Source organism: Methanobrevibacter thaueri (assembly GCF_015062905.1).
Classification (GTDB): domain Archaea; phylum Methanobacteriota; class Methanobacteria; order Methanobacteriales; family Methanobacteriaceae; genus Methanocatella; species Methanocatella thaueri_A.
In genome coordinates this window covers 1-12,942 of the sequence record NZ_SUTK01000043.1, presented here as the reverse complement: position 1 = coordinate 12,942, position 12,942 = coordinate 1, and the positions used below count along the sequence as shown (strand labels likewise).

The 12,942-nt window shown below is 35.7% G+C and carries 8 protein-coding genes and 2 tRNA genes; 9 read left to right on the top strand and 1 reads right to left on the bottom strand.

All coding sequences use genetic code 11. The features are described 5' to 3' along the window. Positions 1–369 precede the first annotated feature (369 nt). Positions 370–2,157, top strand: a complete 1,788-nt coding sequence (locus E7Z79_RS07695) for a hypothetical protein (protein WP_303739379.1) — start codon at positions 370–372, stop codon at positions 2,155–2,157. Between the two features lie 8 nt (positions 2,158–2,165). On the opposite strand, the gene E7Z79_RS07690 is transcribed toward E7Z79_RS07695, so the two are convergent. Beyond that, positions 2,166–3,368 (bottom strand): MnmC family methyltransferase, encoded by a 1,203-nt coding sequence (locus E7Z79_RS07690; protein ID WP_303739378.1) that lies wholly within the window; start codon positions 3,366–3,368, stop codon positions 2,166–2,168. A 1,677-nt stretch (positions 3,369–5,045) separates the two neighbouring features. Between E7Z79_RS07690 and tgtA the strand changes: the two genes are divergently transcribed. The 8 genes from tgtA to E7Z79_RS07650 all read left to right on the top strand — a co-directional run. After that, entirely contained in the window at positions 5,046–7,025 is a 1,980-nt protein-coding gene (gene tgtA / locus E7Z79_RS07685) for a tRNA guanosine(15) transglycosylase TgtA (RefSeq protein ID WP_303739377.1), read from the top strand. A 5-nt stretch (positions 7,026–7,030) separates the two neighbouring features. Continuing rightward, positions 7,031–7,699: a class I SAM-dependent methyltransferase gene (locus E7Z79_RS07680; protein ID WP_303739376.1), complete on the top strand. Its 669-nt coding sequence runs from the start codon at positions 7,031–7,033 to the stop codon at positions 7,697–7,699. A 78-nt stretch (positions 7,700–7,777) separates the two neighbouring features. Next, positions 7,778–7,851: transfer RNA gene (locus E7Z79_RS07675), tRNA-Gly, on the top strand. 12 nt (positions 7,852–7,863) lie between these two features. After that, positions 7,864–7,937 (top strand) — tRNA-Gly (locus E7Z79_RS07670). A gap of 145 nt (positions 7,938–8,082) precedes the next feature. Then, the gene (locus tag E7Z79_RS07665) at positions 8,083–9,120 is read left to right on the top strand and encodes a hydroxymethylglutaryl-CoA synthase (RefSeq protein WP_303739375.1); all 1,038 of its coding nucleotides are present in this window, start codon (positions 8,083–8,085) and stop codon (positions 9,118–9,120) included. A gap of 12 nt (positions 9,121–9,132) precedes the next feature. Further along, positions 9,133–10,290, top strand: a complete 1,158-nt coding sequence (locus E7Z79_RS07660) for a thiolase domain-containing protein (RefSeq protein WP_303739374.1) — start codon at positions 9,133–9,135, stop codon at positions 10,288–10,290. A gap of 24 nt (positions 10,291–10,314) precedes the next feature. After that, positions 10,315–11,247: a DUF1848 domain-containing protein gene (locus tag E7Z79_RS07655; protein WP_303739373.1), complete on the top strand. Its 933-nt coding sequence runs from the start codon at positions 10,315–10,317 to the stop codon at positions 11,245–11,247. Positions 11,248–11,448: 201 nt separating this feature from the next. Then, the coding region (locus E7Z79_RS07650; protein ID WP_303739372.1) for an ABC transporter transmembrane domain-containing protein at positions 11,449–12,942 on the top strand (1,494 nt) is incomplete at its 3' end.

The window sequence follows — 12,942 nt, the reverse complement described above, 5'->3', positions numbered from 1 at the left end:
TATTTAAGCTATTAAAATCTATTTTTTTTTAATATTTATTTATTTAAATCTTTATTTTAATGATTTAATTTGTATATTTTTGTTTTATCTATTTTTAAAAAATTTGGCTGTTTAATGATAAGTTTCATTAATATCTTTTTAAAATATTTTTAATTTAAATGGATTTAGCCTTTTGATAATAATTTCAATCAGTTTAACCTTTTTATAGCTATTATAAATATCTTTTGACTTATTTATTTAAAATTAAAACTATTTGAGCTTTTTTCAAAAATCAAAAGCTTTTTATACCTTAAACTTTTAATAGTTATGTGAGAACAAATGTTAAATGGAGTTAACGTTATGTTTAATAAGAAAATTAGTTTAATTTTAATGACACTAGTATTTATGTTGTCTGTATCTGCAGTTGCTGCAGTTGACTCAAACTCAACAGATGACATCATTGCTGGTGAAGTGGATGAGGAACCTCCATCGAGTGATGTGAGAGTTTTATCCGCTAACGAAAACGCAACTGATCCGGTTGGTAATAATGTTGATTCATTGGCCGGTGATGATGTGAGTATGTATTATAATGGTGATTCAAGTAATCAGGGAAATTTATCTAGTGATGAATCTGCACTGCTATTGGCTAGTGATGCAGGTAATGTTTCACTTTCCGCTGATTCAAACCCTGAAGCTTATGAAGTGCCTGCAAGTAATGGCAATTCATTAATAAGCGCAGTTGATGCACAGCCTCTTGTTACTGGAAATGATATTTCCAAAACCTATAAAAGTTCAACCCAATACACTGCAACATTTTTAAATTCAGATGGTACTCCATTGAAAAATACTGATGTTAAATTTATTTTAAATGGAAAGACCTACACAAAAAAGACTGATTCTAAAGGTGTGGCCAGGTTGGAACTGGATTTGAATGTTGGAAATTATGTGGTTTATGCTGTTCATCCAAACGGAACTAACATATCTAATAAGATTGTTGTAAAGCATTCTGTTACTGCATCTAACTTGGATAAACATTATAAAAGCAGCAAAAAGTTTACTGCAACTTTTTATGGTACTGACGGTAAGGTTTTAGCTAAGAAATATATTAAGTTTAAATATGACGGAAAAACCTACAAAGTGAAAACCAATAAAAAAGGTAAAGCTCAATTGGCAATCAATTCAGCTCCTGGTACCTATAAGATTGTTTCAATCAATACTGTAACTGGTGAGAAGGTAACTAACACAGTTAAAGTTTCACCTACCTTATATGCTAAGAAGATTTCAGGCTTTTCAGGCAGAACATACAAATATAAAGTAACTTTATATAAGGATGAAAAGCTGTCTGCAAAAAACAAAGTCACAGTTTATATAAATGGTGTTAAGAAAAAAATCAAAACAAATTCAAAAGGTGTTGCAGCCGTCAAATTTAAGCTAAACAAAGGAAACTATAAATTCACAGCAGTTGATCCGTATACTGGATATAAGATAAAGACAAAAGTGACTATAAAATTGACACCTATTAAGGCAAAAAATATCGGTGCCATTGCAGGTCAAAAGTCTTCTTTCTATTTGAGGCTTTATAAACAGGACGGTCAAGTCGCTAAGAAAACTGACGTGAAAATTACACTCAACGGTGTAAGTAAGGTTGTCAAAACCACATCTAATGGTTATGCACATGTGAACTTCCAATTCCCTGTTGGAAAATACAGTATTGTATGTGAAGACTTGGAATCAGGATATAAGGCGACTTATCAAATTTCTGTTGTAGAGGACAAAATGTCCGTATCTTATGATAAGTATGGTGTTTCCTCCGATGGAAAAACTATATTGGCTATCGGTAGGCCGTCTGCACCTGGTGAAGAATCAAAATACGGTTACACATGGTACATGACTGAATTTGAAAGAACATGTCCATATTGTGGTAGCCATGATTTGTATTGGGATGTATTCTGGTCAGGAAACGAATATGATGAAGTGGGTATTTTCCCTGCTACCGGCCGAAGAGAACCTGGAAGTACCGAGGGTATGATTTTCTGTGATCACTGTGATGCAGATTTCTCAGTATTCGGTTTGGAACATATCTATTCCAATCCTAAGAAACTGACTGTTGTTTATGGTCCTGTAAAATCATCAAAAGAAGCTGCGTACAAACTTAAAAGTGGAACTTATGTGAGATAACCATAAGTTCATTTTTTAACTTTTTTTAATCTTTTTTTCATTTTCAAAATTCTATTTCTTGAATTGTTTTCAGAGTCCTGTTTTTCTGAGTAGTCATTTTCAACTTCAACGATATAATATGCCTCATCGGAAGTTGTTGAAGGAATATTCATTTTGCTGAGGTTGCGTTCAACACGCCTTTTCAGTTTTTCATCGTCCATTTCCTGACCTAAAAATATTGGGGTCTTGACGGCTGATGATATTTTAGTGTTGTGGCGAGCATTGTGCCTTTCTTCAGTTCTTTCATCTAAAATATATTCGCTGGAGTTGTTCAGTCCAGGATCCCTAAATGGAATTCCAACATCTGAAAGAGCTATTCTTATCTCATCATTTTTTGGCAGGGACCAGTCAAGCATTTCCGGATTTGGGCTGGCTAGGGTTCCTCCCTGCATCCTTCCAAATATAGGACCTAATCCTATATAAAAATCCGCTTCAATGAAACCTGCCCTTACAGGTGCAGATGATGTGTATGTTGCGATTATTCCATCATCCTTAATCAGGCGTCTGAACTCCTTGAAGAATTCAACAGAGAATAATTCGGGAGCCATGTTCTGACTGAATGGATCAAGGAATATTGCATCATAGGTATCGTCCTCAAGCTTCTGAACAGTTTGCCTTGCATCTTCGATGAATACATTGATATTGATGTTTTCTGGAATTTTTGCTGTTTCCAAACTTAATGTCGCATAGTCCTGCGCTATCAGTTCATCTTCAATTGCCTTTTTGGTGATGTCATGTTCTGGAATTGGTGAGGGCACTAAAAGTCCGCAGGCAAGTGTTGCCTTTGATATTTCGGCCATGTCTATGGTAAGGTTTGCGGTTGAATTTTTCATGAAGTCTGATAGTGCTGCTGATGAATTATAACCCAGACCTGCACATATGTCTAAAATGGCGATGTCTTCATCATAATTGAATTTCATCGGTTTGATAAACTTTTCAAATGACTCACTTATTGCGCCTGTAGATGTATGTAACGTTTCAACTTTGTGATTTATTTCTTTAGAGTTGATAGAATAAGATCCATCGTCTGTTAAAACAAAGTATTTGTTATAAGTGTCAAAAAAATTGAGCCTCCATTCATTATTTCGACTACTTTTTTCTTGACTAAAAGTTTCATTCACCAAATCGAAAATATCGTCGTTGATTATTCTAGCGCTGTTTTCATAACTCATTTTATCAAGTATATTTTTAGTTGCTAAAACTTTAAATATTTTGATTATTAAAAAGTCACTTCCACAAGTTGTGATTGAAATACTTTTAATAATTGATAAAAATAGTCTATTTCTACTATTTCGCATTAATTATAGGTTTAATCACCTTTAATTGATGTTATTTCTTTCATTTTTTTGATTTCGGCATTGCTGTTTGTCATTTTTTAACAATTTGGATGAATTTTGCATAAAACAATTTTGTGAAATGTTAATTTGAAGGTATTGTGATTCTAAAGTATATGGTTCTAAATAGCTATTTCGCATCGATTTCATTTTATTTTTAAAAATTAGAGTGGTTTATAATGGTTTTTTTAAAAAATTAAGTTCAATAGTGACGTCATTTAACTTATTTTTGCTTTAAAATTAAATTCTATTCTGCACTTGAATTTCTCGATAAAAAGTTCTATTTGAGTTATTTTTGATTAACAAGACTTAAATCGGACTTATTTGTTTTCTTAAGTTTTGCTGCTATTCATTTTGGGTCTAACTTTTTAAATCTAAATTATATTATTTTTGACTTATTTTAAAAAATACTCGTGGATTTTCCTTTGTTTAGAGTTTGGGAATTTCTACAATCTTTTCTATTTTCCATTCTTTTTTCATTTAATAAACGGTAAATTTCTAATATTTTAATTAAAATAGTATTATTTTGTAATATTTTGTTTAAAATAAGTTTATTAAACCATATTTAATCTAGTTAAGGCTAGTATAATCTTATTTGATATGCTTTGGTCTCGGGACATCGGACTGAAATGCATTTATTCTGGATTTGAATTGGGTGATTTGGGCCGTTTTAAGCCATTTAATTTTTCGCATAAAAATGCTTATTTTTCTTATTAATATTATATTATTGCTTATTTTTGAATAAAAACATTTATATAATAGTTATTTCATAATAATAACTGTCAATCTCAAGTATTGTACTTATTCAGTAAATTTATTGAAAAAATTTTTTACAATATTTTGGGGTTGTCGTAACATATATTGAAAATTGGACTTTGTACGAACAAAGGGTGGGGAATCCTGATAATTTATCGAGATGCATGTTTTCATGATGATGATAAATATTTTGATGGAAATCTTAATAGATTTCATTTCACTTTAAAAAAATCTCCTTTACAGGATATGCCTTATGATTCATTTCTCCAGATCATAAAAAAGTGAAATTCCTAATTTAAACAACATTTCCTCAAAAATTCAAGACTCATTTATTTCACGCATTGTGGAAGTTATGATCTGTCACACCTAATTGGATTTAAAGAACACGCCTAATTTCAAAGTTTGTTTAAACAGGAATTGAACTATATCTAAATACGGATGGAATATCCCATGCTAAAAATCTGACATTTAAAGTAAATCTCCTCGATAGGGATATTTCAATAACACTAAACTAATAAGAAATCTGTTAAAACCCCGAAAGAACGCCCTTTAAAACCCAAAAAGAAAATGGTAAAGCAAAGCACATAATTGGTTAAGTTTTAACTTAACCTCCATTTTTCTTTTTTTCATTTTCAAATCAATTTTTTAGGATAACTATTTCTTTACAAACTCAAATCATTTTTAAGGTCTTTTATGAGCAAAATTTATATAATTTCTAATTTAAAACTTATTTTAACGAATTTTTTAAAGGTTAAGTAAATGTTTGAGATTAAAGCAAAAGATGGAAAAGGCCGTGTAGGTGTTTTAAAAACCAAACACGGTGATGTGAAAACCCCCGCACTGATGCCGGTTATTCATCCTCGAAAACAGGCATTGGACGTAGGCAAATACGGTGCGGATATTGTAATCACTAACGCTTATCTGATTTATAAAGACCCAGAACTGAAGAAAAAAGCCGTGGAGGAAGGTCTGCATAAGCTAATCAACTTTGATGGGCCGATAATGACTGATTCAGGCTCTTTTCAGTTGTCAGTCTATGGGGATGTGGAAATAACAAACAAGGAAGTAATAGAATTTCAGGAACTCATCAAAACTGATATAGGAACAAGCCTGGATATTCCGACAGCCCCATTTGTTGACCGGGAAAAAGCTGAAAGTGACATGGAAATCACTCTCGAAAGGGCTCGCGAAGCAATTGAATATAAAAAGGAGCAAAATATGGAAATGCTTTTGAATTCTGTTGTTCAGGGTTCAACCTTCCTGGATTTAAGAAGGGAGTGTGCAAGGGAATTATCTAAACTCGATGCCGATTTGTATCCGATAGGTGCCGTTGTGCCTCTGATGGAATCATACCATTACAAGGACCTTGTCGATGTTGTAATGAATTCAATGAAGGAGCTTTCAGACACCGTTCCGCGCCATCTGATGGGGGCTGGACATCCTATGATATTCGCTTTGTGCGTTGCAATGGGATGCGACCTTTTTGATTCAGCCGCTTACATCCTATATGCGGAAGATGACAGGCTCCTCTCAACCAGAGGAACATTCAAGCTGGAAAACCTTCAGGAAATGCCATGCTCATGTGAAGTGTGTACCAAATACACTCCGGATGACTTAAGGGCAATGCCGAAAGAGCAAAGGCGTGATTTGATTGCACAACACAACTTGCACGTTTCATTTGCAGAGTTGAGATTAATCAGACAGGCAATCTATGACGGAAACCTGATGGAACTTGTTGAAGAGAGATGCCGAGCACATCCTGCACTTCTGGAAGCCCAAAGGCAGCTTGGAAACTATACGCAGGATTTGGAAAAGTACGAACCGAGAAGCAAGAAATCAGCATTCTTCTACACCGGTTCAGAATCCCTTTGCAGACCTGAAGTCCTAAGGCATATGCAGAAGCTGCGTGAAATGCCTAAAAAACGTGATCTGGTGATATTGCCTCCAACAAGAAAGCCATACTCAAAATTCGTATCAGGAAAGCTTGGTGAATTCTATATCTATGGGTCTGAACAGGAAATAGATTTGGAAAATACCGATTTCATGGTTTTGGACATACCTTTCGGATTGATACCATTGGAAATAGATGAAGTGTATCCGTTAAGTCAAAATGATGCTCCAAAAACCCGTGATGTGGACAGCATTGAATTTTTGGAGGACTTCCTGAATGAATTTGTTGAATACTATGAACAGGTTCTAATCCATTCAAGGGTCATCAAGAACCTGGAAATCGGACTGTATAACAAATCAATATCCTCGGATGAAATCAGGTATAAAAAGGATGATGTTAAGAAGGTAAAGGCGATCGCTGATTACCAGTTTGGTCCTGGAGCGGGCGAAGCTCTGTTTTCAGGCAACATTAACATAGAAAAGAGTAAGAAAACAGGCAAAATCAGACACATCTATGACGGAAAGGTTCTGATTGTAAATATGAGGGCATCTGATTCATACTTGATTCTTTCAAAGGAAGGTGCAAAGAGGCTTCACAATGCAATGCCATACCCTAAAAACAGGGTTGTTGTCAACAAGGATTCAGAACCATTTGCTCTTGACGGAAAAAGTGTATTCTGTAAGTTTGTAGTTGAATGCGATGACGACATACGTTCCAATGATGAGGTTTTGATTGTAAATGAGCAGGACCAGCTTCTGGCCTATGGAAAGGCAATTCTGGGAGCATGTGAAATCAAACAGTTCAAGACAGGACAAGCGATTAAAACCCGTAAGGGAATGGGGAAGTGATTATTATGAGCGATAACGATAAGGTAAACACTGGCCATCATATTGAAGATAAGGAGTTAATTAAAAATGCAAGAAAGCCGGTTGGCGAGCTGGGCCATCAGATTCTTGACAGAATGAACAAGTCCCATGAAAGCATGGCTCAATGGGGAGTGGCCCATTTTGAAATCCAAAAGGACTCAAAAATCCTGGATATCGGTTGTGGTGGTGGAAGAAACATAGAAAGGTTTGCCTCACAGATATCCGATGAGGGAAGAGTCGTTGGAATAGACTACTCTGAAGTTAGCGTTGAAAAATCCATAGAATTAAACAGGGATGCAATAGATGCGGGAATTGTCAACGTATTGCAGGGATCCGTTTCCGACATGCCTTTTTATGATGAGACATTTGATATTGTCACCGGATTTGAAACAATTTACTTCTGGCCGGACTTTATCAATGACCTGAAGGAAGTCAATAGGGTTTTAAAGAAAGGCGGACTGGTATTTTTCTGTAACGAAGCCGTCTACAGGGAAGGTGAAATGGAAAAATATGATGATCTGGTTGAATTGCTGGACATGAAAATATATTCAGAGGATGTTTTAAGGGAATCCCTTGAAAAGACAGGTTTCAAGGATTTCAAGGCCTTTGTCGATGAAGAAAATGATTGGATTTGCATTACTGCAATAAAAATCTAATTTTTTTCTATTTTTTCATGTTTCAACGAAAACTTTATATAACATTAAAACATAAGTTTATTTGTTGTTAGTTTTTATGCGCCGTTAGTCCAGTCTGGTTAAGATACTAGCCTGCCACGTTAGTGACCCGGGTTCAAGTCCCGGACGGCGCACTTTTTACATATGCAGTCGTGGTATAGTCTGGTTATTACTTGGGCCTTCCAAGCCTACAACCCGGGTTCGAATCCCGGCGACTGCATCTCGATTTTTCTATTTTTTTTAAAAAATCTTTTTTTGTTTAAAAATGCTTTATTTTTAGTTACTTATATATAATAATAAGAATAAAATATTAATAATTAAATTGATTTTTAATTTATTTCAATATTATAATTTAAGGTGATTTAATGGTAGGAATAGTAGGATATGGGGCACATGTGCCATCATATAGAATAAAGGTAGAAGAAATCGCTAAAGTATGGGGAGATGACCCTGTTGCTTTATCAAATGGATTGGTCGTTAATGAAAAGTCCGTACCTTCTCCTGATGAAGACACTGCAACTATTGCAGTTACTGCTGCTAGATACGCTCTAGCAAGAGCTCAAATTGATCCGTCAAAAATCGGTGCTGTTTATGTTGGTTCTGAATCACATCCATATGCAGTTAAACCAACTGCTTCCATTGTTGCTGAAGCAGTTTGCGCAACTCCAAAATTAACTGCAGCTGATTTGGAATTTGCCTGTAAGGCAGGAACAGCAGGTATTCAAATGACTATGGGATTAGTTGAATCCGGCATGATTGAATATGGATTGGCTATTGGTGCGGATACCTCACAGGGTGCACCTGGAGATGCTTTGGAATACACTGCATCTGCCGGAGGGGCAGCTTACATCATAGGTAAGGAAAACACATTAGCAGACATCAACCATACATGCAGTTTTACAACAGATACTCCTGACTTCTACAGAAGGGAAGGTCAGCCTTATCCATCTCACGGTGGACGTTTCACAGGTGAACCTGCTTACTTCAAGCATGTTTTAAGCGCAGCAAAAATGCTGTTTGAAGAAACAGATTCAAAACCTGAAGATTACGATTACGCATGTTTCCACCAGCCAAACGGTAAATTCTATTTGAGGGCTGGTAAGAAATTAGGATTCACATCCGAACAAATCAAACAAGGATTATTGACTCCTAACATTGGAAACACTTACTCCGGTGCCGTACCATTGGCATTATCTAACATTTTAGATGTGGCAGAACCTGGAGATAACATTTTCGTTATTTCATATGGTTCCGGTGCTGGAAGTGACGGTTTTACAATAACTGTTAAAGATGAAATTGAAGAAAGAAGAGAATTAGCTCCAAAAACACAAAGTATCATTGATCAAAAAACCTATGTTGATTATGCTGTGTATGCTAAATTCAAAGGTAAAATTAAAATGTAAGGGGGCTTGAATATGAGAGATGTTGCGATTATCGGAGTTTCACAGACAAAATTTGGTGAATTATGGGATTCCTCATTTAGGGATTTAATTGCTGAAGCTGGTTTAAAAGCTATAATAGATGCAGATATTGGTGGTGACGACATTGATGCAATGTATGTTGGAAACATGTCTTCTGGACTATTTGTAGAACAGGAACACATTGCAGCGCTTATTTCCGATCACGTTGGTCTTAATCCAATTCCAACCACAAGAGTAGAAGCTGCTTGTGCATCAGGAGGACTGGCATTAAGGCAAGGTATTATGGCAGTTGCATCAGGTTTCCATGATGTTGTAATTTCTGCAGGTGTTGAAAAGATGACTGATGTAGTGGATGCTACTCCAGCTATTGCCACAGCATCAGATCAGGAATGGGAAGCTCAACAAGGGGCAACTTTCCCATCATTATATGCAATGATTGCAAAAAGACACATGTATGAATATGGAACCACCCGTGAACAACTGGCACAGTTTTCAGTCGTAAACCACAAGAACGCATCCAAAAACCCTAATGCACAGTTCCCATTTGAAGTTACAGTTGATAAGGTAATCAACTCAACAATGGTTGCAGACCCATTAACACTTCTTGACTGTTCCCCTGTAAGTGACGGAGCAGCAGCAATCGTAATGGTGCCTGCAGAGGATGCTAAAAAGTACACTGACACTCCAATTTATGTAAAGGCTTCCGCACAAGCTTCTGGAACATTAACATTACATGACAGAAAAGATATCACTACCATTGAATCTACAAAAGTTGCATCCAGAAAAGCTTATGAAATGGCAGGAGTTACCGTAAAAGACATTGACTTGACTGAAGTTCACGACTGTTTCTCAATCAACGGACTTTTAGCAGTTGAAGATTTAGGATTTGCCGAAAAAGGTAAAGGAGGAATAGCTATCGAAGAAGGACAAACCGAAATTGATGGTGACTTCCCAATCAACACTTCCGGTGGTCTTAAGGCACGTGGACACCCATTAGGTGCTACAGGTATCGCTCAGGCTGCTGAAGTCGTATGGCAACTCAGAGGAGAAGCCGGCAAACGTCAAGTTGACGGTGCAGAAATCGGTATGACCCACAACATCGGTGGTACCGGAGGTACTGCAGCTGTACACATTTTCGGAAGAGATTTATAAATCTCTTTTACTTTTTCTTTTTTTATGATACTCAATACGGGCACAAGGACAGACATTCCAGCTTTTTATTCTAAATGGTTCTTGAACAGGATTGAGGAAGGTTTTGTTCTAAGCAAGAACCCATACAACAATCAAATCTATAAGTATAATTTCAATCCTAAGACTGTTGATGTTATATGTTTCTGTTCTAAAAATCCGAAGCCTCTGGTAAAGAATCTGGATAGGCTTTCCGATTACAGGCAATTCTGGTTTACAACGATAAATCCTTATGATAAAGATGTAGAAGTTAATGTTCCCGATTATAGAAAGGTTATAAAAACATTTAAGGAATTGTCTGAGACTGTAGGAATCAATGCCGTGTCCTGGAGATATGATCCAATCTTCATAACTGAAAAGTACAATCTTGATTTTCACATTGAAAAGTTTGAGGAAATGGCATCTGAACTGCACGAATACACTTCCGACTGTACAATCAGCTTCATTGATCTGTATCAAAAGGTCCTGAGGAATTTTCCAGAAGCCAATGAGGTTACAACTGAGGAACGGTTAATCATTGGGGAGAATTTTGCAAGTATTGCCGATGAGTATGGCATTCAGATGAAAACCTGTGTTGAAGGCACATTGCTTGACCAATTCGGTTTTGACTCAACAGGATGCATGACCCAGCAGGTGCTGGAAAAGGCTATTGGAAATAATCTAAAAGTCCCTAAAGGAAAATACCACAATCGTGAATGCAACTGTTTAATGGGAAGGGATATTGGATTATATAACACTTGCATGCATGGATGCAGATATTGTTACGCCAACAGTAACATGAAGTTGGTCAAAAGGAATCAAAAGTTACATGATCCTAATTCTCCATTGCTGATTGGTGAGGTAAAAGAGGGTGATGTTGTAACGGAAGTCAATGAACCTAGCTATATTGAACCTAAGCAACCAACTTTATTTGATTATTAATTATTAATATTACTGTCAATTTAATCTTAAAAAAACAGTCGGATGAATTAATTGGCAATTATTCCTGTCTGAATGTGGTGAGAAACAATCAACACGATTAAAATAGTTATATTTAGTACAACTAATATTACTATAATGACTTATTTTCTTCTCATGTTTTGTATGATGAACTATTTATATTTTAAAAACTAGATTATGTTCATGAAAAAGTTTTTGAGTGTTGCATTAAAATTCCAATGGAAAACAATATTGATTATTTTCGCGTTAATAATCCTTCAGACATTCTTTCAAATGGAAATAATTGATTTGTTCGGTGTGGCTTTGTCTGGAGTCAAGGAGCAGAACGCCGATTTGCTTTTCAAATCCGGATTATACATGTTAATGTATACAGTCATTTCAATGATTGCCCTTTATGCCGTTTCTTTTCTCACAACAAGAGTGGCTTCAAAAGCAGCATATACTGTTCGTGAGAAAATATTTCATATTCTTATGAACCTGCCTGATGAGGAGATTGCTAAATTTAAAATTTCAGGGTTAATTACAAGGTCAACCAGAGGGATGTCCTCAGAACAGGGATTTATAGTGATGATACTCGAACAGTTAATGCTGATTCCGGTTACATTTATAGCAATTTTATACGAAATAGCATTGATTGACGGAACTTATGCGATATTCTTCTTATCATTTGTTAGCATTCTTTCCCTGATTGTAATTTTGAGAATGAAACAAATTGTAGAAATATTTTTCAGGGCTAAAAAGACATATGGAAAGCTAAACCTGTTGTTCCTATCCAAAATCACTGATATAGCCAACAGGATCCCATTTAAAAAACAGGAGTATGAATCTGAATTTGAAAAGGCATGTGAGAACTCCTATGATAAGAATGTCATATATATTAAAAGTCAATATTACCTCGGACCAATATTAATGTGGGGTTTATATGTTATTGTCTTGATTACATTGGCAATGGTTAATTCCGGATACACCATAGGATTTGAAACAGACAGTGTAATCGATTCATTCATTATTCTAGTATATGTTGCCTACTTCATCACCACCCTTACCAATATTCCAGCATTAATTGACAGATGGCCACGTGCATATGCCACTTCTGTGCGTTTGGAGGAAGTCTTGACTCTGGAAGATAAAACCATAGAATCCAAAAACACAGATGACCATCCAAAAAGAATAGAAATTGTCGAGGAGGATATTACTCAAGAGGATAGGGGTATATGGGCTGAAAGAAAGGCCATCTCCCAAAAATTCACTGAAATATTAAAAGAAGATAAGACCAAAGTAAGAATATCCCTGATTTTACTTACTGTATCCACATTGTGTATGGTTTATGCCCCTAAAGTTGCAGGAAAGACTGTTGATTTATTGGCGTCTAATTGGAATTCAACTAATGACCCTGCCATATACATTAATCTTGCCTTGTTGCTCGTATTATATTCTGTTGGCTATCTCTTCAAATTGCCTCCAAAGAGAATCATGGGAGTTACCGGCGAAAAAGTGGCCTATAATTTAAGAATGAAATTATTTGATAAGCTTGATGCTGTCGGTTCAGGTTTCATTCAGGAAAATTCAAAGGGTCTTGTTCTATCCAGACTAAACAACGATGTGATGAACATCAGGGAGTTTGTTTCATCTAAATTTACTGAAATTTATGCGCAGATTCTATTTATAGTCTTTGTA